This window comes from Arthrobacter globiformis, assembly GCF_046536215.2.
In the GTDB taxonomy this organism is placed as follows: Bacteria; Actinomycetota; Actinomycetes; order Actinomycetales; family Micrococcaceae; genus Arthrobacter; species Arthrobacter globiformis_E.
On the sequence record NZ_CM143421.1, the window covers coordinates 606,399 to 628,217 of the forward strand.

Annotated in this window: 17 protein-coding genes; 1 reads left to right on the plus strand and 16 read right to left on the minus strand. The window is 65.7% G+C overall.

Annotated features, from left to right (window positions below):
• Nucleotides 1–3: 3 nt before the first annotated feature.
• The 7 genes from R5O87_RS02840 to R5O87_RS02870 all read right to left on the minus strand — a co-directional run bounded on the left by R5O87_RS02840 (nt 4) and on the right by R5O87_RS02870 (nt 7,276).
• On the minus strand, nt 4–543 hold the full coding sequence (locus R5O87_RS02840) for a hypothetical protein (protein WP_410555504.1): 540 nt from the start codon (nt 541–543) through the stop codon (nt 4–6).
• A 669-nt stretch (nt 544–1,212) separates the two neighbouring features.
• The gene (locus R5O87_RS02845; protein ID WP_410555551.1) at nt 1,213–1,758 is read right to left on the minus strand and encodes a phage tail protein I; all 546 of its coding nucleotides are present in this window, start codon (nt 1,756–1,758) and stop codon (nt 1,213–1,215) included.
• Nucleotides 1,759–1,768: 10 nt separating this feature from the next.
• Nucleotides 1,769–3,718, minus strand: a complete 1,950-nt coding sequence (locus tag R5O87_RS02850; protein WP_410555505.1) for a putative baseplate assembly protein — start codon at nt 3,716–3,718, stop codon at nt 1,769–1,771.
• Nucleotides 3,718–4,131: a GPW/gp25 family protein gene (locus tag R5O87_RS02855; RefSeq protein ID WP_410555506.1), complete on the minus strand. Its 414-nt coding sequence runs from the start codon at nt 4,129–4,131 to the stop codon at nt 3,718–3,720. Before R5O87_RS02855 ends, R5O87_RS02850 begins: the two co-directional genes overlap by 1 nt.
• Before the next feature lie 39 nt (nt 4,132–4,170).
• Entirely contained in the window at nt 4,171–5,991 is a 1,821-nt protein-coding gene (locus R5O87_RS02860; protein ID WP_410555507.1) for a VgrG-related protein, read from the minus strand.
• Nucleotides 5,981–6,826, minus strand: a complete 846-nt coding sequence (locus R5O87_RS02865) for a CIS tube protein (protein ID WP_410555508.1) — start codon at nt 6,824–6,826, stop codon at nt 5,981–5,983. Before R5O87_RS02865 ends, R5O87_RS02860 begins: the two co-directional genes overlap by 11 nt.
• A 15-nt stretch (nt 6,827–6,841) precedes the next feature.
• The gene (locus R5O87_RS02870) at nt 6,842–7,276 is read right to left on the minus strand and encodes a phage tail protein (protein WP_400481564.1); all 435 of its coding nucleotides are present in this window, start codon (nt 7,274–7,276) and stop codon (nt 6,842–6,844) included.
• 1,597 nt (nt 7,277–8,873) lie between these two features.
• Here R5O87_RS02870 and R5O87_RS02875 point away from each other — a divergent pair.
• Nucleotides 8,874–9,026 (plus strand): hypothetical protein, encoded by a 153-nt coding sequence (locus tag R5O87_RS02875; protein ID WP_410555509.1) that lies wholly within the window; start codon nt 8,874–8,876, stop codon nt 9,024–9,026.
• A gap of 1,182 nt (nt 9,027–10,208) precedes the next feature.
• Here R5O87_RS02875 and R5O87_RS02880 read toward each other — a convergent pair.
• From R5O87_RS02880 to R5O87_RS02920, 9 genes are all read right to left on the minus strand, one after another.
• On the minus strand, nt 10,209–10,367 hold the full coding sequence (locus R5O87_RS02880; protein ID WP_395403622.1) for a DUF6760 family protein: 159 nt from the start codon (nt 10,365–10,367) through the stop codon (nt 10,209–10,211).
• On the minus strand, nt 10,364–10,657 hold the full coding sequence (locus R5O87_RS02885; RefSeq protein WP_410555510.1) for a hypothetical protein: 294 nt from the start codon (nt 10,655–10,657) through the stop codon (nt 10,364–10,366). The genes R5O87_RS02880 and R5O87_RS02885 overlap by 4 nt, the downstream gene beginning before the upstream one ends.
• Nucleotides 10,658–10,827: 170 nt before the next feature.
• Nucleotides 10,828–11,271: a phage tail protein gene (locus R5O87_RS02890; RefSeq protein WP_400481560.1), complete on the minus strand. Its 444-nt coding sequence runs from the start codon at nt 11,269–11,271 to the stop codon at nt 10,828–10,830.
• A 25-nt stretch (nt 11,272–11,296) separates the two neighbouring features.
• Nucleotides 11,297–12,856 carry a phage tail sheath family protein gene (locus tag R5O87_RS02895; RefSeq protein ID WP_410555511.1) on the minus strand — a complete coding sequence of 520 codons (1,560 nt, stop codon included), beginning with the start codon at nt 12,854–12,856 and terminating at the stop codon, nt 11,297–11,299.
• Nucleotides 12,857–13,118: 262 nt separating this feature from the next.
• A complete protein-coding gene (locus R5O87_RS02900) occupies nt 13,119–17,030 on the minus strand; it encodes a phage tail protein (RefSeq protein ID WP_410555512.1) in 3,912 nt (1,303 codons plus the stop codon).
• Between the two features lie 185 nt (nt 17,031–17,215).
• Nucleotides 17,216–17,962 carry an eCIS core domain-containing protein gene (locus tag R5O87_RS02905; RefSeq protein ID WP_410555513.1) on the minus strand — a complete coding sequence of 249 codons (747 nt, stop codon included), beginning with the start codon at nt 17,960–17,962 and terminating at the stop codon, nt 17,216–17,218.
• Between the two features lie 130 nt (nt 17,963–18,092).
• Complete coding sequence (locus R5O87_RS02910) at nt 18,093–20,099, minus strand: ATP-binding protein (RefSeq protein WP_462836370.1); 2,007 nt, start codon at nt 20,097–20,099, stop codon at nt 18,093–18,095.
• 79 nt (nt 20,100–20,178) lie between these two features.
• Nucleotides 20,179–20,835 (minus strand): Pvc16 family protein, encoded by a 657-nt coding sequence (locus R5O87_RS02915; RefSeq protein WP_410555515.1) that lies wholly within the window; start codon nt 20,833–20,835, stop codon nt 20,179–20,181.
• 237 nt (nt 20,836–21,072) lie between these two features.
• The gene (locus R5O87_RS02920; RefSeq protein ID WP_111902576.1) at nt 21,073–21,693 is read right to left on the minus strand and encodes a response regulator transcription factor; all 621 of its coding nucleotides are present in this window, start codon (nt 21,691–21,693) and stop codon (nt 21,073–21,075) included.
• Nucleotides 21,694–21,819 lie beyond the last annotated feature (126 nt).

Genomic DNA, 21,819 nt, shown 5'->3' on the forward strand with positions numbered 1-21,819 from the left:
GCGCTACCACCCGGTGAACTGTATTTCTGTAATGGTCACCGTTTTGGTGCTGGTGGTCCTCTTCGGGTCCAAGACAGTAAGCCGGACAGACTCGACGTGGTCCGCGCCTACATAAAAGCCATGCCTTTTCCCGTCATTCGGCAGTTCGATTTCGGGCAGAATATTTTGATACGACGTGTCCTTTGCACCTTTGTGATGCACGGATATCAGGACTTTCGAGGGCGGCTTCTCCCCTTGTCGAAGTACGGATTTGGATGGCCATCCCGTGATGAACACATAGACCAAACGAATGTCCGTTGAGAACTTTGCCTCAAGAAAGTTGGCGTTCTCCGCGTCCTTGAGCGTCGTCGCCCAAGAGGTGTCCACGCGACCGTCCCCGGCGAGTCGTTCTTCCCGCCCGTCCATTCTCCCCGAAGCCACCAAGACCGGGTCCTTGTGATCATTGAGGATTTCATCAAGGATCCGCAAAGGTGCACCTCCAATCGCATCCCTGTTGGCGCTTGCCACGCCGCCTGCCAGCCCGAGTACCGCCAGAAACGCCACGAACCGGACCGGGAATCGCCGGGACTTCCACAATGGGCGGGTGCCTGCCGGCAGCGCCTTTTGGCTTGGCCGCCTAAACAGCCGGGCCCACCACGACAACGTTTGATCGGGCTCCGCCTCGGGTTTCGGGGCCCGCAGGCTGGCAGCGCACCGCCGGCAGAAATTTCTGTCTGCCTTGTTCCCTGTACCGCATGAGGCACAGACCAGCGGGCCAGCGTCAGGGGAAGTCCCTTCAACCCTGCGACGCTTAGGTGGGGCACTGCCAATCAGCTCGCCAGGCTGCACGGGGGCAGGCTCCTCGTCAATCGTTGGCACGGGCTCGGTTGTTCCGGCCCCGGCGAAGGCGGTTCGCTGCCCGCTTGCGACGTGTCCTTGGGCGGTCCGGCCGTCGCCCATCTCGGGTGGGCCGCTGCCCGCGGCTCGCCTTCTACCGCCTGCCGGTTCCTGTGAATGATCGTTCTGCCCACCACCCGAAGGGACAGGAATCTGCGGCAGCGTTACCGTTTGCGGCGAAGTCTGGGGGCTCCGGGGCGGCCCTGCGGTGGACAGTTTCTTGCGGCTGTCTTCCCCCTGTGCCTGCCAGCTGAGAAAGGCTCCGCATGAGCCGCAAAAACTCTCACCGTCAGCGTTGTGCGCACTGCATTCGCCACAGATCAACACTGCCCGCTCCTAGTCGTCGTCGGGGGAAAGCACTTCAGCGGTGTGGGGAACGTGGGCTGGCTTCACAGAACTGATGATGCGCTCCAGCCGAGACACGCTGACGTCCCTGGCGGAGTCGGCATACACCTTTACGTGCAGCTTCGCTACGGCCTGGCCCGGCAGGCTTGCGCCGGGCGTCTGGGACCAGGCTGCACCGCCGCTGTCCTCGATGACGACGTCCCGGACGCCGCCGACGGCCAGCCGGACGGCATCGGCCAGGCCCGGGACCGTTCCGCGGCGCCGATGGATTTCGGCTGCATGGGCGATGACGTCCCGCCGCTGGCCCGTGGACCAGGAATCATGGACCCTGACCCCCACCCAGTCGGCCAGCCAGTCCAGGAAATCCTCGGGCGCCAGTCGTGGATCCAGATAGCATGCCAGCCCGTCCAGCGTGGTGAAGACCGGGGCGAGCGCATCGTCGAAAGCCAGCAGGAACCGCTGCAGGAAGGCGTCTTCCTGCAGTACCGCCGGCAGACGGGTGGCCAGCGGCACTGCGCTGCCCAGCCCGGGCACCATGCCTCGCAACTCAGGTTCCTTCCGAAACGCGCACCCTGTGGTCAAACGAAAAGACCAGGGCGTTGCGGTTGACTTCAATGCGCTGCTGCGGCTCTCCACGCTTCCCTGTCAGGGGATCGGCGGCAAAGACGTAGACCTCGTCGACGATCTCCGTGCCTGCAAGGCTCTGGAGGACAGCATGCACTTCGCCCGCGTGGACGGGCCGGCCGAACGGCCAGCCTTCGCCGTCGGGCCCTCCCCGGATCGGGTCGAAGTAGCTGTAGAGTGCGCGTAGGGCGTCCGCACGCAAGCGCTCCGTGGAGACCCGGGGACGGGCGGTCAACTGCGCCACCACGGTCACACCGCGGTAAAACGGCGGTTCGACCATCAGCCGTGCCCCGACAGGCCGGCGTTCGTCCAAGTAGGCGGCCACCGCCGCCAATGTCTCGGCGTCAGGCACGAGGTCGCGGAAGGTCAGCCGGTGGTCCTTGTCCGGCACCGCGGCAGGCACCACAAGGATCCGTACGCCTCCTGCCTCCTCGGCGGTGTCGGCCGGAATGCACCGGACCCGGGCGATGTCCGGGGCGGCACGCTTTGCAAGCTGTTCGTAGTCCTCGGCGGTGATGGCCCGGTCCCGGGTCCGCAGCGCAAGGGGTCCGCGTTGCTTCGCCTGCTCGATGGTTTCCCCCGCGACGCCGCCATGGGCGCCGCGGCGGTTCTCCACGCTGTTGACGAAGGGGATGGAAGAGCGCAGCACGGAGAGCGCCCGGGCAGCAACGTTTCCCCGCGGACCGCCCCCGGTGCTGTAGCGCGGAACGCGAATCGGGCTGCCCGCAGGCGGCACAGCCCCGTAGCTGCGGAGGGAACCGTCCGGCTCCCGCACCGCCGGCGGGAAATGCACCACGCCTGATGTCCGGTCGAGCACCACCACGCGGTCGTCCGGATCCGATCCGGCGAAGGAGTCGACTTCGGTCCACGACTCCCAGCCGGAGCCGGCGGCAACCTCAACAACGAAATCGTCACCACCAGGCAGCACGGGATGCCGGCCCAGTTCGAAGGACTGCCCCGGCACGCCTTCAGACATCCCGACCACCTCGTCGTAGATTGCCTCGGCGTGGACGGCGGGAACGGAGCCGCCGATTGTAAACGCGCCCGCGGAATGCACGGTAGGGGAAGCGCTGTAGGACGGATAGCCCTGCAGCGGTTCCACCACACGGCACTTCAGCCATCCCGCCCGGGTGCCTCCCTGAACAGATGCCGCATGGCGGTGCGGCAAATGAATCACCACGTCGCCCGGACGGTTCAGGCCGCCTGTCCCGTCACTGTCCAGATCGCACGACACCCATGCGTCGCCATCCCAGGCCTCCCAGACCAGCGGCGGGTTGTTCGGGTTCACGCCCACGCCCCTGACCTCGCACTCAAACCGCAGCACAACTGCGCAAGAGGGTGCGGCATCGTTCAAGCCCAGCAGCAGCGCGTCCCCGGGCACTGGCGGTGTGCCGAAACAGGCGAAGCTGCCGTCTCCATGCAGGGCCTCAGTCCGGGGCACGCCCGCAGCGCCGTCCGCCTGCGTCAGGACATGCGCCAGCCGGCGCGGCGGCACGGTCAGCTCGCGGGTCGTGGCAAACACGATTGCTTCCTCTTCCTCGGTGCGCCGGGTGGAGGCCTCGGTCCCCATGGGAATAACGACGGCATCGGGCTGCGGCGCCGACAGCCTCATCAGGAGCTCGACCGAGGCAGCGGTGGGCGGATGGAGTGTGACGCCGAGCAATTCGAGGAAGGCCACGTACAGGCGGTCGGGCACCCGGTTCAGCCGGTAAAACAGCTCGTCCACCATGAAGGCGAAGGTTTCGATGAGGGTTACCCCGGGGTCGGAGACATTATGGTCTGTCCATTCAGGGCAATAATGGGCCACCAGGCGTTTCGCGTCGTCCACGAGGTCCTGGAAACGGCGGTCATCGAGGTTGGGTGAAGGGAGCATTAGGAAGCGGCCTCCTCGCCGTTGCGCGGAATGACATAGAACGGAAACACCAGGTTGCGGGGGTCGTTGGTGCCCCTGATCGTGTACTGCACGTCGATGAGGAGCAGGCCGGCATCCACGCCGTCGAAGTTGACGGCTACATTTTCCAGGGTGATCCGGGGCTCCCAGCGGTCCAGGGCCACCCGCACCGCATAGGCAATGTCCCCAGCCGTTGCCGCGTTCGCGGGCGCGAAGACGTGATCGTGGACAGAGCAGCCGAACTCCGGCCGCATCGGCCGTTCGCCCGGGGACGTTGCCAGGATGAGGTGGATGCTCTCCTCGATTTCCCGCTGATCACGGACCAGGGCAATGCTGCCGGTCCGGTCCGTGCGCAGCGGGAATGCCCACCCGGCGCCTATGAACTCCTGCCCCACCTCGCTGCCTCCTGTCGTTGTCCGAACCTTGGGCCGGACTCAGTTGATGCGGACCAGGCCGCCCTTGACGGTGGTGGTTGCCCCGCCCGAGAGTTCCGCCGTCGCATCCCCCGCCACCTTTACGCCCGGGGCTTTCAGTTCGGCGGACGCACTGCCGGAGATCTTTACCGTCGCGCCCTTCAGTTCAAGTTCCGAGAGGGCTTCCACCGTCACTTTCTTACCCTTGATGGTCACCTGGCCCGTCGACGTCGTCACGGCGACGTCCTTTTTAGCTGTGACGTTGACCGGTCCTTCCGACAAAATCTCGATGGCGGCCTCCGGTTTCTGGACGAGTGAGATCTTCTGTTTGCCGCCGCTGGTGCTGACCGTGACCTTTTCGCCGTCGGGGGATTCGAGGAATTCCACGAGCATTCCGGTGCGCGAGACGAAGGCGCGCCGTGTAACGGCGCCGTCGGTCGAGCCCACATGGTCCGCCCAAGGTTTGTCTGGCTGGTCCTGGCCGTTGTACAGGCCGCCGAGCACGAACGGCTGCTGGAAGCTGCCGTGGCCGAAGGCCACCAGGACCTCATCCCCCACTTCAGGGAGGACGACGGCGCCGCGCGAGGCACCCGCGCCAGCCTGGACGGTGCGTGCCCACCAGCTTTCGTAGTTGTCGGACAGCACCGGGAACTTCACCTTGACCCTGCCTTGGTTTTCCGGGTCCTTTGCAGCCGTAACGACGGCATTGACCACTGCCGGCACGGCACCGCGGCTGTTTCCGCCGGCTGCTACCCCGTAGAGGGAGCGCTCGGATTCGTGGCTGACGGTGAAGGTTGTGAGGTAGCCGGTGTCGGGACTGAACTCGTGGCGCGAAGAGCTGAGCGTGTACTGGCCGTCGAAGGGTTTGCCCGCGCCCTTGAGCACCACGGCCGTCCCTGCCCGCAGCTTGGGGTTGCCCCGGGCGAGGCCTTCGAGTTCCGCAAAGGCGCCCCCGAGACGCGCGGCGAGGGACGCTGCGGCAGCGTCGCATTGTGCCGCCTGGTCAAAGGCCGTGGGAGGAGCAACGTACCGGGGACTTCCGAACTTCCTGGCGAGTGCGGCCGGGTCCACCTCCGGCAGTTTGGCACTGCGCGTCTTCGCCTGCGCAACGGCCACGATCGCCTTCTTTGCGGCGACATCCCAGCCACGGACCTCCACATCCGGGACCTGGTCCGCGGAGGTGACTGTGCCGCGCAGGGCCACGAGGTTCATGCCCCGCTCAAGGACCAAGGCGTCCTCCTTCGCGCCGCCGGTCCCGGCCGGCGCCGTGGCGGAGTCCGTCGACGCCCTGAAGTGCAGTTCACCGCCCGACACGGACAGAACCACCCCGGATTCGACGGCAAGCCGATGCAGGAAGTCCCAGTCGCTGATGCCGTCCTGTGCCACGTGCTGCAGGACAGGGCCCTTCGCGGTGATGGTACCGGCCTTAATTCCCGCGCGCTGGGCCACCCGCCGAACAATGTCGGCGGCTGTGCTCTGCAGGTATGCTTCAACTCGCCGCCCCCGGAACAGCCGGTGCGAATGGTCCAGGCCCCGGACGATCGTGTGGAGGCCTTCGTGGTCCATCTCGGTCTCCAGCGCAGTCACTTCACCCTCCAACAGTGGCACGGGACCACCGGGGCCGCTCTGCTGTACCGACAGCTTCACGGGTGCACCTATACTGAAGCCGGCCTTCTCCAGGACGATGGAAAATTCGTCGGTGAACCGGAGCAGGAAGAGGTCCGGGACGTTGCTGCTGTCATCCACATAGCCGGCCACAAGCCGTGCGGCAATCTCTGGCGGAAGCGGCCTGCCGGCCACCTCCACCAGCAGCACGTTGCTGAACTCCTCGCTATGAGCCACGGACCACCTCCCGCATCCGGCCACCGTTCGCCGGTGTCCCGGAAGTTAGCTCATCCACGGCCGGCAGCAGCACTGAGCTGCCGGGGCGGAGATGCATCGGATCGTCGATCCCGTTCGCGGCTGCCACCGCCCGCCACAGGGATGGGTCACCATACTCACGGTAGGCAATACCCGCCAGGGTGTCCCCCTCCACCAGCACGTGGACCCGTCGTGGCACCACGCCGCCGGAGCTCGGATTCTGCTTGGGCGGGTTTCCGGCTATTTCCTCCAGGGTGACAGTGCAGGTGGCCCGGACCGGCAGTCCGGCAGCGGTGAAGAGCGTGTATTTGACCTGGACGCTGGATATGTACGCGTGGAAGCCGGTGAGTTCGCCCCACCGGAACATCACCCACGGTGGTGAACCCTTGTGCTGCTTCAGCGAAGCTTCGGTGGGTACACAGCAGTCGAACAGTGCCTTGACCCGCTGGACCACCGCGTCGTCCTGCTTCCCGGAGGCGTCGAAGAACATTTCCAGTGACAGCTTGGAGGGCATCGGTCCCTTGTATTGCGGTGGGCCCGCCTTTCCGTTGCCCTTGGCCGTTTGGCGGGCCCAAGAGGCTGACTTGCCCATGGTCAGTTCTTTGGGGTTGAACTGGAAATTAATCTGGCCGAACCGCGGACCGGGTTTGTCCAGTGACCCGTCTATGGACGGTTCAAACAGCTCCAGGTAGGCATGCGAAAGTTCGAGTGCCTTTTCTCCGCCCCGTCCGGCAGCGCCTCCGGCAGCGGCAGCGGCCGCTGGACTGCTGGACCCCGCGGATCCCTTGGCGGGTGCCGGGACTGCCACTGTGGTCACGTCATGCTCCTTCCGTTAGCCAAGCTTCGCGACGAATCCGTGGTGGGCGATTTCAAGGGTTTCCATGATGACTTTCGGCTGGTCGGGGTTGAAGGAAGGACCCTTCCACCGGACGGGAACGACGTCGTAGAGTTCCCACCCGGCAATCTTGGTGCCGTTGGCGGTCATTGCCTGGATGACGCCGGTGCAGCGGGTGTATCCGGACGCCATGCTTGCGAACCATTTGGCGATCTTCTCCGTGTCCTTCCCCAAAGGCCGGGTGAGGGTGATGTTCGGATACTTGAGACGGGTGGGGAGCTGCCAGATGAACGAGTTGTTGCCGCCCTCCTCCCTGGTTTCCATCACCACTTCGCAGCCGAGGCCCTCGCACGTGGAAAAGGTCCCCAGGTCGGCGTTGTCCAGGGCGACGGTGTACCGGACGCTGACGGCTGTGGCGACGTCCTCCAGCATGGTTTCCTCAATTCGAATCAGTGCGCAGGCCGCGGCGCTCGCGGTCCAGCAGCATTTCGGCTTTGATCCGGCGGATCAGGGGCCCTGCCAGGCGTTTTGCCAACTCCTCCAATTGGTCCGGGGTTGCGGCTGCCAGCGGGCCGGGCGCTGCCGCCGTCGACGGTTCCTTTGCCTTGGTGGCTGTGCCTTCCGAAAGCGCAGAGCTTTCCGGAAGCTCAGTGCCTCCCGGAGGCGCTTGCCCGCTGGCCTCCGCAGGAGAAGGTGGAGCAGAATGCACAGCCGGCGCGGTTACTTGTCCCGTTGCAGCCGGAGCCGCAGCTTCCGGCTCCTCGGGCAGGCTGAGCCTCTGGACACTGCCGTTGGGACCGTGCGATGCCTGCCCGCCAGTCGTCGGTGCCGCCGTCGGCGTAGCGAGCGTCAGAACGACCGAGTCCCGGGTGGGCGTACCAATGACCCTGTCGGGTTCGGGGGAAGAGTAAAGCGAGGGTGAATGGCTTGCGGGTGCCGGAACAGTTCCAGTGAGGGCCGTGGCACTCTGAAGGGATTGCAATGCGAGAGGCTGTGTTCGCGGGGTATCACTTCCGACGGCGGTACTTGGCCCTGGCTTTTCCCTCAGGTCACTCAACGGCGGCACTTCGACGTACCCGAGGTCAGCAGAAGCACTCCACATGGGCAGGTGGCCATTGCCTGGGTCGTGGAGGGAAGCGAACCTTGATTCCGGCTGACTGATGAGACCCTCCGCCATGGCGCTGGTGGTGGAGCCACCCGCTGCACCATCGCGGTGGTCCGGAAGAGGGCCCGGGACGGTAGGCCCCGCAGGGGCCACCGGAACGGTTTGCGCCGCGGGCTGCTGAACTGCCGCAGGAATTGCGGTCATCCGCTGCCAGACCGCGGGCCTTAAACCACTGTGCATGGGCCGCGAAGCGCGTAAGACGGACCCCGCGGAAGCTGTCCCGTTTGCCTGCCCGGCACGCTGAACCGTTCCGGCCGACGGCACTGGAGGCGTCGGCGTGCCCCCGGCGCCAGGGGGTTGTGTAGCTCCGGCCGGCGCTCGCGGAATGACGTGAGGGGCGAACGGCCCCGGTGGATATGTCCTGGCCTGCGGCTCGGCTGACTCCGTCTGCCCGTGCTCGAACATTTGAACGGGGATTCCGGTTCCGGGGTCCCTACCGCTGCTGTTGGCAGGCTGCCCGAGGGTCTCCGCCTCGCCGAGGACGCGGCGGCTAGGGGCAGGCGCCTCCTCGTCGGGAGCAGACGAAGAGATGCTCCCGCTTCCCACCGGGCTTGGGGCCTGACCCGAGCCGTCGGGCGTGTCACCGAAGGAGTCGTCCGGCTGCAGCATTCCGGCCGCAACTTCCTGTTCCGTTGAGCCGGCTGTCTCCGAGTCACCCCGTGGGCCGCCCTCCTCGCTGCTGTGTTGTGCCTGTTCATGGGACGCCACACGGGTCACGACAGGAAGATCGGCCTCGCCGTCCCCATGGGAGCGCTGCAAAGGAAGCGCTTCCAAACGGGGTTCTCCTGACGGGGACAGCGAGGGCAGAGGCAAGGCATCCGAGATCAACTGCACCGACGAGCCCGGGGGTGCCGGCCGCGACGCTTGCAGAATCCCAGTGGCCTCGATCCCGACGTCCTCGGCGGGCCCGGATTCCTCGCCGGGCCGGGAAACTTCGTCGCCAGCCCGGACTGGGCTGGCGGCAACCATATCCGCCTCCGTGGCGGCGCCGCTGCCAGGAGCAACACCGTCATCTAGGCCCTCGACGCCCGATTCCGATGCCCCGCCCTGAGGCAACTTTCCTGGATCTGACTGACCGGCATCGTGTGTCGCCGTTGCTTCAGCGGCTGGGCGCACGTCCGGACCTGCGGCGGAGTCCCCCTGGTCCAGCCGCCGCTGCACGGGGGCCGCCTCGGGTGGAGCGGGCGTTCGCTGCACCGGTAGGATGACGTCCTGCGCGAATGAGGCCGGGGGCGAATGCATGTCAGGCGTGGAAATGTCTGAGGATTCAGGCTGCGAGAACGACAGCGGTGGCCCGAGTCCCAGCCGGCTCGGATACACATGCGGTAACGGTGCCGGGGCTGGAGTCCGTTCAATGGCCCTGTTCTCGGCGGCGCGCTGCACGGCCGGCGCGACCGGCAGCGACACGTATGTGGCACTTCCGTCGGAGGCGCTGTCCGCGGAGTTTGGCCGGAGCGGAGACACGATATCCCAGCCCCTGTTCGGAGATGCGGGTGCGTCCCAGTCAGCAATCCGGTCTTCTGATGCCGGTTCTCCGCCAGGATTGGCCGTCTCCATAGCCGCCAGGGGAACTTCGGGGTCTTTGCTGCCGCCACCCCGATTTTGGACGCCCAGCGGAGGCGGGACATTGGTGGGGGCAGCAGCCCTCTGTACCGCCGCCGGTTGAACGGGGACAGGCCGCTCCCCAGCCAGCTTCCCGCCGTCGTCGATCCCCGGCTCCGGCGCTGGCCCAGCGTCGGACACCTCCAGGTCGGCCCGCGCCGGCACAGCCGGAGCAGTTCCGGCTGGGGCGTCCGCAGGCACCGTGGTGCGCTGCACCGCCGTCGTAAGTCCGCCCGCCGAACGTGGGCGGGCAGGAGGAGCGAGCAGCGTCATCTCCGGCGGCTCCGAACTGTATGCTTCACCGGTAGCCGTGCCGCCGCCGTCGACGTCTATCACCCCCGGCGGCGCGTCCGCCGTGACCAGATGGCTCATGGCCCCGGTAAAGGATGGGTTAGTCCAGGCCGCAAGCGAGCCGGCAAAGCGCTCGGGGCCGTGCGCCAGTTCCATGGGGCCGATGGTGCGCTGAAGCGGTGGCAGGAAGGCCCAGCCAGCGGGCGGTACCGGAAGCGGCTGTACTGCCGGTGGTGCTTCCGCCCCGGACACGGACGTGCGGGGCCCGGCTTCGGAGCGCTCGCGTTGCCAGGGCCACCGCATGGTTCAGCGCTCCTGCGAAAGCCGGGTGTTAATCCCCGCGATTTCCCGGACATAGCGGAGCCGCTGACCATGTTCCAGATCAAGGATGTCGTCAAGGGGCCAGTGGAAGTGATAGGCCACGTAGGACACCTCCTCGTAGATCCGGTCCGGCGCGTACGTCATGATTCCCCCAGGCGGCCACCAGCGAGGTCGGCGGTGAAGCGGTGGGAGCATTCGGGGCAAGTGACGGCGATCCGTGTGTGTCCCTCGGCATTGATCCTGCGATAGAAATCCTGGAGGAAGGCGACGTCGGAAGCGAACATGCTCTCCACGACGGCGGACGTAACGGCCCCCAGCGTGCCGAGTGAGGTGATGACCCTGCCGAGGAGGACGACTGTTGTGTATGCCGCGTTCTCCTGGACCCGGGCATCGTAGAGCGGCAGCAGTTCGTCCCTGGCAGTGGCCAGGCGCATCACGCCTGTCTTGTGGACGGTGCCGTCCTGGTCAACGTAGCCTCTGGGCAGCTCAAAGTTGAACTCGGTGCGGAGCGGCTGTCTGTCGGTCGGGCCGGCTGGTGCTCTTGGCGGCCCGGGACTGCCAGCCTCCAAGTCCGGCAGAACGGCCACACCGTGTGTCCGTTGCATCATGAGATGGTCGATTCGTCGTAGCAGATGACGAACTTCTCGGTGGCCTGTTCCGTGGCGCCTGCCTTGAGCGAGTTTAGCTCTACGCTCTTCACCCAGCAGTTAACGAAGTTGTACGTCTTGAGCGTTTCACCTTTGTAGTCGAGCAGGGCGACGGCGGCGGTCTTGCGGGCACCGGCCACGTCGCCTTCCATGACTGTCTTGAGCCAGTCAGTTATGGTCTTGCTTTGCGTCAAACCGCGCGTGACGGTCAGCTCCCCGGCCTTCGGCCGGCCGATCAGCTGGCGGACGACGTATTTGCCGTCTTTGGTCTGCTGCTTCAGCTCGATCTTGTCGACCTCTGTCTTGAGGCCGCTCACCTCGATCACCCTCGGCACTTCGATCCCGTCAATGGTGACCGTGAATCCGTTCGCTGATGAGTTGTCAAAATCGCCGAGGGCCATGGTCTTGCTCCTTTTGAACTGGAAGTTATTCGCTCACGAGGCTGGTGCCGCCGGAGAACTGTGACAGCTGGAAGATGACGAACTCGGCCGGTTTCACCGGAGCAACGCCGATCTGGCAGACCACCTGGCCGGCATCGATCCCCTCCGCCGGGTTGGTTTCGGCGTCGCATTTGACAAAGAACGCCTGCTCAGGGGTGACGCCGAAGAGGGCGCCCTTACGCCATTCGTTGGTCAGGAAGGCGCTGATGGTCCTCCGGATCCGGGCCCAGAGGGCGGGATCGTTCGGTTCGAAGACGGCCCACTGCGTGCCCTGGAGGATGGACTCTTCAAGGTAGTTGAAGAGCCGCCTGACGTTCAGGTAGCGCCATTCGGCGTCGCTGGAGAGGGTGCGTGCCCCCCAGACGCGGATGCCGCGGCCGGGGAAGGTGCGGATGCAGTTGACGCCGATGGGGTTGAGCAGTTCCTGCTCGGTTTTGGTGATTTGGGTCTGCAGGCTGGTGACACCCCGGACCACCTCGTTTGCGGGGGCCTTGTGCACGCCGCGGGTGTCGTCGTTGCGGGCCCAGACGCCTGCCATGTGGCCGGAGGGCGGGACGAACCTGTTCGTTCCGGTGGAGGGGTCGAAGACTTTGACCCAGGGCCAGTAGAGCGCCGCGAACTTGGAGTCGAAGCCTCCGCCGTCCATCCGCCAGTCCTTGATCTGCTGCGCGTTCAGGTTGGGCGGCGGGTCGATAATCGCGACGCGGTCGCCCATCAGCTCACAGTGGGCGATCGCCGCGAGCTGGACGGCTTTGAGCGTTTCAGCATCAATCGAGCCCTGTTCATAGGCAGCCATCAGGTCCGGCACGGCGACCATGGTCACCTCGTCCACCGCCTCCAGGCCGCTGAAGCCCGTGCGGTCGGCGGCGTCGCCGACGTAGTCGTCCGCGTTCAGTTCGTCGGCGGTGGGTGGCTCGGGTTCGGGTTCGGGCTGGACCAGCTGGATGGTGCCCTTGTCCGGCTTGACCAAGGCGCCGCCGGTGGCGACTTCCTCAATGGTGACGATCTTTGATTCAGCGCTGACCTTCGTGGCCGCGTTGTTTGGTCCGCGCTTGGTGGTGACGTTGTCCCAGACCTCAGGCGGCTTGCCCTCGACCGTGACGACAATCTTGAACTGGTCCTCTGACGGGTTCTCTCCGCCGGCATCGGCGATCTCCACGGAGATAGGCTTCGGGTTGGCCGCATTGGACTTGGCGATCAGGCGGTAGCCTCCCAGCTCGGCCGTCGGGGCGGCCGTCACGGCTTTGGGCGCCTGCTGCTTCGGCTTCTCTTCCCGGGCTCCGTCGGCCCCGATGCGCACGACGTAGCAGTTGCCTCCCCCGTTGAGGAAATAGCCGTAGACGGCGTGGGCGAGATACGAGCCGGGGATGAAGTCCCCGAAGGTTTCGGAGAATTGTGTCCAGTTGGACACCAGGGTCGGCTGGTTGTCAGGGCCCTTCGATGCCAGTCCGACGAACGCAGCAACGGCGGTGCCTACGCCTTCGATGGGCCGAGTCCCTGCCTCGACCTCGTTCACATACACACCGGGCGAAAGATAGTTCGGCATTTCGTCTCCTCGTTGAACCCAAAACGTGGTTCAAGGGTCACGCGGAGACGGGGTGCGACGGTACGGCTATGTGGATGCGCTCACGGGAAGGATGGGGTGCACGAAGGGGCAGGAACGCATCAACTGGGGCGCCAGCTGCTGCGGATGGTCGGGCAAAAGGCGGCTCGGCTTTCAACCGCGACCTCGACGCGTTTCGACTCGAGCATGACCTTGCCCTTGATCGTCCCGCGACAGCAGCCATTGCTGTCATCCCCAGTCGCTTTTACTTGAAGTCTTTCTTGCCACGGATTGACCCATCCGGCATGAATACCCGCACTTGGTCGGAGGCCACCACAATGAATCTCTTGCCGCTGGTGGCCTGATCCTTGAACCACAGAATGCACTGCGGGCACTGAGGCAGGGTGGAAACACCAATAGCCTGGGCGCCATTCATCCGGTAGATGTTTTTCTCCGCGTGCACCAGGTCGGCACGGCCTGGAATACCCTGGTCGCGAGGACTGCGACGGGGAAGCCACTTATTTGTCGCCTGACTATATGCCTCCCGTTGCTCTTTATTGCGTCCCTCGTAGCCTTGCCCGTGGAGGTAGCTCCCAGTACGACGTAGCAGGCTATCAAGCTCGGCCTCCCACTTCTTGCGCGATTTCTCGGTCTTTGCAGCTTTGACGCGAGCTTCCAGACGGTTCTTCTCTTTCTCTGCAATGGGCGTCAGGGTAGTCATCGCAGCAATATCGTGTGCAGGCGCCAGCTCGGTAAACTTGGCCATCTCCGCTGCGACGTATGGAGTCATGCGTGTCATCGTCTCCCCTTCGGTCGGCACCTGGCCAGCACCCTGTCTGACTAAGTCCCCGCCACCGCTGGCCCAAACCTGTCCACGGTCTCCGCCCTCCTTCTTGTGACGTGCCACGGCCTTCCGCTTTTCGGACTCGGCAGTTTCTATCCCTGCTTTGATAGACGCATTGTCAACCGATTGGGCCATTGCCCCGCGACTTCCAATATCAGACACGCCATAGGTCCGCCCGTACTTCCCCAGATTGCGAGCCAAAGAATCGAGACCTGTCTGGAGGGAAACGTCTCCAGGCTGTGCAACTTTGCTGAGCTCGACATGATTTTGTGCCTGGACGAGAAGAGCAGTTGCAGCCGCGGCCTGCTCCGGATGCCCTGACACAAGTTCAATCTCCCGACGCAGCCTCGCGACGAGATGTTCCGGGTTGGAGGCCATCATGAGCGTCGGTTGCGGCCCCGGATTCAGGGTCAGAGTATGCCCTTCGGATCCGAGACGGAACGGCCGACGAATGATCCCGAGCTTCTCACCGGCTGCCCGTACTTTGGCCATGCCGGCCTCAGCCTTCCCCTTCACCCAGGCCTTGCCCGCGGCGACCTTCCCCTTCACCTTCCGCGCAAACCCTTTGATCCCCCGGATGACCGGGCCAGCCAGTTTGAGCCCTGTCTTGATCACGAAGTCGAGGGCCTGGTTGACCGGCTTCTGGAGCTTCTGGATGATCTCGCGGATCTTCTGGCCGATGCCACCCAGACCGATCGCGCTGGCCAGGAATCCGATGAGGATCGGGACCATTTGGCCTAGGACATCGTTGATCTTGTTCACCACACCGCTGACGTTGCCGCGCACAACGTCGGCGACCGAGTCGATGACGGTGTTGACGAACTTCATGATCCGCTCGGCATTGTTGACGAAGAACATCACGACGTCGTAGATCAACTTGCAGGCCTTGATGAATGCCGCTGCCGGGTTGAGCAGACCGATCAGCCAGGTGATGCCTGCGGTGATGATCTTCGTAATGACGAAATCCTTGACCTGCTCCAAGATCATGTCCTTGATGTTGCCGAGCTTTTCCAAAAGCATCTGCCACAGGCCAGCCAGGCCCTGGCTGGCGAAGACCTGGAAGATCTCCACGCCCTTCTCCACAGCGGCCATCGCCGGCTCGCCGATCTGCTTGACGAGGCGGTTGCGGATGTTGGCCCAGGTCAGCCCGAAGATCGAGGCGAGCAGCTTGATGATGCCCTTGATGTCGAAGGTGTCCGGAATCTCGACGCCGCCCTCCGCCAAGGCGCCGAAGAGCCAGCCCATCAGGCCCTTCTTGAGGTGGCCGAGGATGTTGTCCATGAACTTCAGGATGCCGCCCTTGACGCCCTCGATCAGGTTTCCCAGGAAGGCAACCGGGTTCTTGATGATGTCTCCGACGACGCCGGCCGCGCGGGAGAGCACGTTCTTGAGCATCGCAGCAAGCTCGCGAATGGTGTTGATGATGCCCTTGATCGCACCGATCGCCTTGTCCACGAGGCTCTTGTTCTCCGCCTGCAGCGCCTCGATCCGCTCATCCAGCCCCTTGCGCGCCTCGACGTACTTCGTCGCCAAGGCGTCCACCACGGACTCCTGCTTGGCGTTGACGTCACTTTCTAGTTGGGAGAACTTGTCGCCGATCTCCTTGGTGGCTTCGGCCCCGACCTTCTGCAGGTCGGCCGGGAGCCCCTTCACGTACGAGGCGATCTCGGATTTGCCCCTGGCGATCCGCTGCTTGGCCGCGGTCAGGTCTGTCCCGACGATATTCGCCACGTCGGAAATGACGCCGTCCATTCGCTGCAGGTACAGCTCGCGGCCAGCCTCGTAAAACTCGTTGACCTTGGGCGGCATGCCGGCGATCTTGTCCTTGAGCCAGCGGTACGCGCCCAGCCAGCCGCCGTACCGGTCCTTCTTGTACGCGGACATCTTCGCCTCGACGTACGCCTCGAACGCTGATCGGGCGCCGGCCTCGCCCTTCTCGAAGGCAGCCTCTACCTTGGGGTCAATCCCGTCGAGGATCTTCTTCACGTCGGCTTCGGTGGCCGCGAAGATGCCCTGGACCTTCGCCGTGACTTCGGCGCGCTTTGCCTCGTCCTTGGATTTGGTCTTGCCCTTGTCTGCGACCAGGTTGGCCAGCGCCGCTGCCTTGGCGCTCTGCATTCCCGTTACGCCCGCCGCCGTCTCCGCCGAAGCCTCGGCCTTGCCCTGCTGAAGAACCTGCTGCTCCTGCTGGCGGAATTCCGCGGGTGCTGCCTGGGCATGGTCAGCAGCGGCCCGCTTATCGGCAAGCCCCTGCTGGAACTCCGGCTCGTTGGACTGCGCCAACTGCTGCTCGGTGACCTCGGCGTCCGCCATCTCCTGGTTGGCTTGGTGGGCTCCGGCAGCAAGGTTGACCTGTTCGGCGGGCGCCGGCTTGGGCACAGCTCCGGTGGCCGGAACGGGCGCAGCCTGCCTGGGCTGTTCCTGGGCCATCGGTGTGACCGGCTTCGGGACGGCCTTCGACTGGTCCGGCGGGGCCGCCGTAGCCGCCTCGATGTCCTTGGCCTGGCCCTCCTTGCCCTGCGTGACGAGTCCCTTGACTTCGCCCTTCGCTTCCCCCGCCTTACCGGACTTCTTGTACTCGTCGGCCTCCTGAAGGGTCTTCGGCGACTTCGACTCGATGGCCGCCTTGACCGCAGCGATAAAGGCTTTCTTGTCGAAGGATCCCGCCTGCTGGGCGTCCATGGCGTCGACCTTGGCGGCTTTGGCCTGCCCGGCCACGTCGTCCGACGGCGGGAGCGCCGCCGCCTGGGCTTCGCTCGCCTTGGAGGCAGCGGGAGGATGTGCCTTTCGTGACTGCGCGAAACCAGCGATACTTCCGGTGACCTGACTGAAGGCAGGATCCTCCTCCGGCCGCACCGGAATTGGGGCCACGGGCGGCTGCAGGAGTTTGTCAGCAGGCAGCGCAAGAGGTGCCAGGGGGACCGCGGTCCCGCCGACGGGCGCCGCCGCGGCGGCAGGAACTTTCCCTCCTGTGGAGCCTTTGCCCGGGCCGCCAGCTTTGGCTCCCGCGGCCTTCCCAAGCGGGCTTACCGCGGGCACCGGTTTAGGCGGCGGCACCGGTTTCTTCCCTGCTACCTGCCCCGGGCCGAATCCCGTCCTGGTCACCGCCAGGGCTGCGGCGGGCGGCTTCGGGCCGTCCAGATCCACGGGCACTCCGGCGGCGCTCGCGGCCTTGAGGCCCTTCTCAACCGTGGCGATGGCGGGATCGCTCTTCCGGATCTCCGTCAGTGCTGAGTCAATCTCAGCGACAGCCTGCTCCCCCGGCGATTTCTGCTTCGCTGCCATGAGCGCACCCACAGCAGCATTACCGGCTTGCCGCTGCAGTGCCAGCACGGTACGGGGATCCATACCGGCCCGTGAACCATCGACTGCCCGCAGTCTGCCTGCGTTCAGCGCACCGCTGACCTCCCTGTCCGCAGTGCCAGTGGCCCAGCGCGAAGCTGTAGGACCGGCGCGCTGCGCCGGAACCTTTCCCGCTTGGCTGTGAAAAGCCGTCGACATGGCCTGCCCCGGCCGGATCAGCCGGGCTCTTCCTCTTCGGCCTCGTCGCGCTGGACCGGCGCACCTGCCATGAAGGAGCCTTGCGCCGTGTCTTTCTCCTGTTCCTCGTCCTCGCGCTGGACGGATGCATCGCGCTGTACGACGGCGGCATCCCCCGCTGACCGCTGGGCCGTGGCCGGCACCGCCGGAATGGACATGGCCCGTTCGGCCGTGGCGGCCGCCTCCCGCTCGAAGCGGTCGGAGGGGTCACTGACCCGCACGCCCGTACCCGTCGCCGTTCCGTCAACCGGCCCACTACGCTGCTGGACCACATGGGTGAGCTCATGGGCAAGCATCGTCCGGCCCGCGTCCGAGCCCGGATCATACTTGTCCCGCTGGAAGACGATATTGGAGCCGACAGTGTAAGCATGTGCGTTCACTGAAGTTGCTGAATCATGGGCGGCGTCGCCTGTATGGACACGGACGTCCGAGAAGCTGTGGCCCAGGCGGCCCTCCATGTCGGCCCGCACCGGCTCCTCCAGTGGCTGGCCGCCTCCGGACGAGACGACGTCGAGCACGGATGACCGTTCCTCTTCCGCGAGCCCGCGGACGCCGCTGTTGCCGACGGCGCGCTGAAGCGCCAGGATTCCCCGGGACCCGACGACGTCGGTCCGGCCGGCTGCCGCCGCCCGGAACAGCACGGCAGATTCCGCTGTGTCCGCCCGCGCAGGCTTGTTCCGCAGGTTGTCGACATCGGTCTGGTCATGGTCATGGCTGAGCATCATGCATCCCTTTCATCGGACCTACACCGACGATGCCCCCTGCCTAACGGGGCTACAAGCGCCACCACGGCGACGGTAAGGGCAGCCGTCGCTGCCCATACGGGCAAGTCGCCGGACCTGACCGTTCCGTCCCTCACCCACCCGGTCTGCCCCCAGTGGAGAGCATTCCCCAGTACGGGCCGAATTCGCTCTCCAGCATCAGCCGCCCGAGCTTGCGGTACTCGCGCTGCACGGCGGTGACCAGGTGCCTCATGGTCACCGTGCCGCCGTCGTCCGCTGCGAGGTACGCTGCCGTGATGGCGGCAGAGCGGATGGAACCACCCGCCAGCTCGAAGGCCTTGCCCAGGAATACGAGGTCGATGTCCGCCGAGCGGTCCAGCGTCCGGAGGCACCTGTCCCACAGCACGCTGCGGTGGGCCGTATCCGGCAACGGGAAGTCCACCAGGACATCCAGCCGGCGGGTGAACGCCTCATCGATGTTGGCGCGCAAGTTCGTGGCCAGGACCGCCAAGCCGTCGAATGTCTCCATCCGCTGCAGCAGGTATGCACTTTCGATGTTGGCATAGCGGTCATGGGCGTCCTTCACCTCGGAGCGGCGACCGAAGACGGCGTCGGCCTCGTCAAACAGCAGCACGCCGTTGACGCCCGCTGCGGCAGCAAAAATCCGCTCCAGGTTCTTTTCCGTCTCCCCCACGTATTTATCGACGACGGTGGCCAGGTCCACCACGTAAAGGTCCAGTCCCAGCTCCCCGGCTACCACCTCGGCGGACATCGTCTTGCCGGTCCCCGAATCCCCCGCGAACAGTGCCGCCACGCCGTGCCCGCGTCCGGCTCCGGGACGCATGGACCAGTCGCCGAGCACCCTCTCCCGGTGCTTGGCCCGCAGCGCCACTTCCTGGAGCGCCTGCAGGACGGCGTCGGGCAGAACCAGGTCACTCCACCCGACAACCGGTTCCACCCGCCGGGCCAGCCGGTCCAGGGCCGAACCGTTCTCGCCGCGCGCCCCCGCCCGCAGATGTGCGCTGGTGGCCCGCCCGTCCTCGGCCAGGGTGGCCTGCACAAGTGCGGTTCCGGCAGCGCGGACAACCTGCTCGGGCCGCAGCCTGAAAGCCGATGTCGCTGCCTCCATGTCCAGCCCGTTGGGCGACCCAAGGGCCGCCCGCCACAGCTCCAATCGCTCGCCTGAAGAACTTGCAGGAACGTCTACCAACAGCGGCGGCCGGCTGGTCCACGCCGGATCCCACCCGGCGTCGCCCACCAGGAGCACCGGCTGGGGTTCGGCGTGCAGGGCCTCCAGCACAGCGGGATGTCCGGAAACCGCGGCCAGGGGTGCGGCCACAAGCCCGGCGCCCCTCAGCCTCGCCTCCCGCACTGCGGCGTCCACCAGCGCAAGCGGTTCCCGCTCATTCGCCAGCCGTCCCAGATCAAGGTGGATCGCCGGCAAGCTGAAGGAACGGAGAGCCTCCGCTGCCAGGATGCGTCCGGATCCTGTTGCGGGTTCCCGCAGGTAGGCAAGCCTTACGCCCGCCTTGAGCGCCCTTGTCAGAGGACCCGGATTGCCCCACGAAATTTTGGGTGCGGCGGCCAGAACTGCGGCGAGCGCGGGCTCGGGGGCATCGTCACCCAGGAGATGCCCGACAACGCGGTCCGGCACCCGCAGCGCCCTGCCAGGCAGCGGGCGCTCCGGATCCTCGACGGCCAGCAGACCGCCCGAAATGAGCGGGCCAGACAATAGCCGCGCGCGGGCGCCGGCGGATGTAAGCGGTTCGCCACAAAGCGCCAGCGCAACGGCCACTGACGGGCGGCGCCGCGTGACGTCGTCATTCAGGTAGCCGAAGAACTGTTCGAAGCGCGGGTCCAGATCAGCTGCGAGCGCCACCAGCAGAAGGTCAAGGTCGAGAGCAGATAGTCCGAAAGTGTCTGCAAGCTCCCGCAGCCTCAGCGGGTGACCTGCCTCCTGGGCAGCGTCAGCCAGCGCTTCGCATTCCCCTTGCCGTACTGTGGCTGCGCCGGGCCCGTCGCTGCCATCCTCCAGGGACGACTGCGCGCCCTCAAGCAGGCGGTCCACCGCTTCTTCGCTGAGATACAGCCCCCGGAACGGGTCGTCAGGTTGCGGATCATCGGCCCGTCGCAAAGCCACCAGCGCGCGTATGCGCTCCTCGACTACGCCAACTCTTCCCAGAATGTGCGCAAGGCTCGGATTCTGCCCCATGCGGGGATCACCGGGCCTGCCGCTTGCCGTTGCCTTGGGCGGACGCCGGCGGTGCAACGTGCTGGTGACGGCCTACGTCGGCTCCCCCATCCAGCAGGTCTGCCATGTCAAGGTGCGTGCCTTGCGACGCCGGCGGGCCGGCCTGATAGACGATGCCTGTGTCGACGGGTGCGATGACTACGATGTCGAGCGAGGGCTTCAGCTCCCCGCCCAACGCGGACCACACGTCAGCGAACGCACGATCCTCCGGCGGGGGAAGACCCACGGTCAGCGGCACTGCGAGCCCGGTCTCCGCCAGCTGGCCAACCACGAGCTCGTCAGGCAGGGCCTCGTACTTGAGGAAGCACCGAAGCAGCTGGTCGAGGAGCCGATGCTCGTCCTCCGGCCTTTGGGTCCAAGCCGTGACCAGGTAGGACAGCTTGTAATGACGGGGCGCCGGGCGGCGGGTCCGGACATGGCCGTCCTCGCCGCGCTGCTCTGACAGACCCCGCTCCCGACGGCGGACGTCCTCGCGGATGTCGTATAGGTACAGGTTGACCGTCGGCGCATTCCGGCGGGCAGCCCAGTCCTTCGTCGGTGCGTCGAAGACGACGTCGACTTCCGAACCGTTGAGAGCGTCATTCCGGATGAGTGTGCGCAGCGCATCATCAACTTGGGCAATCACGTGACCGCCGCCGTCGGCCTGGCGTTCGGCGGCTGCGGCCGCGCCCCAAAGCTGCGACCGCCGTCGGGACCGCAACTCCTGGTCTTGGTAGGGACAACTGATGACTCCCCCGTTTGCCGGGACATACGGTCCGCCATGCGGCGGACCGTATGTCCACGGTGATCGACACGGCGAACGGCCGGTACCCTGTGCGGGGCAGGCGTCCGGGAACCGCTCCCTACCCCTTCGGGCAAACCCTTAGATCAGCCCCTCGCGGAGTGCATACGCCACGGCATGGGACCGGTTGCGCAACTGGAGCCGCGTGGTCACGTCGTGCACCACGTTTTTTACTGTGCGCTCCGAGTACGCAAGTTTCCGCGCGATCTCACACGTATCCAGCCCGTCAGCCAGCAGACGCAAAACCTCCACCTCGCGTGGAGCAAGACCGGTGAACATGATCCCCCGGGGTCCGAGGACGTGGCGCTGCAGCTTCCCGACCTGATCCAGCAGGCGGCCCAGCAGGTCGGGCGGCACGCTGCCCTCCCCCGCAGCGGCGGCCAGGATGACAGAGATAAGGCGGTCCGGAGTCGCTTCGCTGCGACGTACAATCCCCACCACCCCTGTTTCCACCGCCTTGACGAGGTCGCCGTCGTCCAGGCGGCCCGCCACGAGGACAGCCCGGGCGGCGCCCTGCCGCTGCACAATGCGGAGTAGAGTCAGTGCATCTTCGTCGACTGAATCTGCGACCACGACGACGACCCTCGCTTCGGCGTTCGGCGCCCGCACCACGCGGACTTCGGGACGTGCCCGCAACTCGCTGGCGACTCCGGCTTCGGAAATCGGATCGCGCGCATGGACTTTCACAGTTATTGGTTCCATGAATCCTCCCCTGCTACCTGTAACGGCCGCGGACCAGACCGGTAGCCCCCACCAGCGTCACGTACCCGATTTTGGCAATCCGCTGCCCTGAATTTAGCGGATGCTTCTCTTCGTGCAGTCAACAAG

What these genes read in the sequence shown, in the direction of transcription:
- R5O87_RS02845 (WP_410555551.1), bottom strand. Translation starts at nt 1,758, where the DNA reads ATGGTGCCCGGGCTGGGCAGCGCAGTGCCGCTGGCCACCCGTCTGCCG.
- R5O87_RS02850 (WP_410555505.1), bottom strand. Translation starts at nt 3,718, where the DNA reads ATGCTCCCTTCACCCAACCTCGATGACCGCCGTTTCCAGGACCTCGTG.
- R5O87_RS02870 (WP_400481564.1), bottom strand. Translation starts at nt 7,276, where the DNA reads ATGCTGGAGGACGTCGCCACAGCCGTCAGCGTCCGGTACACCGTCGCC.
- R5O87_RS02880 (WP_395403622.1), bottom strand. Translation starts at nt 10,367, where the DNA reads ATGACGTACGCGCCGGACCGGATCTACGAGGAGGTGTCCTACGTGGCC.
- R5O87_RS02885 (WP_410555510.1), bottom strand. Translation starts at nt 10,657, where the DNA reads ATGCGCCTGGCCACTGCCAGGGACGAACTGCTGCCGCTCTACGATGCC.
- R5O87_RS02890 (WP_400481560.1), bottom strand. Translation starts at nt 11,271, where the DNA reads ATGGCCCTCGGCGATTTTGACAACTCATCAGCGAACGGATTCACGGTC.
- R5O87_RS02895 (WP_410555511.1), bottom strand. Translation starts at nt 12,856, where the DNA reads ATGCCGAACTATCTTTCGCCCGGTGTGTATGTGAACGAGGTCGAGGCA.
- R5O87_RS02905 (WP_410555513.1), bottom strand. Translation starts at nt 17,962, where the DNA reads ATGATGCTCAGCCATGACCATGACCAGACCGATGTCGACAACCTGCGG.
- R5O87_RS02920 (WP_111902576.1), bottom strand. Translation starts at nt 21,693, where the DNA reads ATGGAACCAATAACTGTGAAAGTCCATGCGCGCGATCCGATTTCCGAA.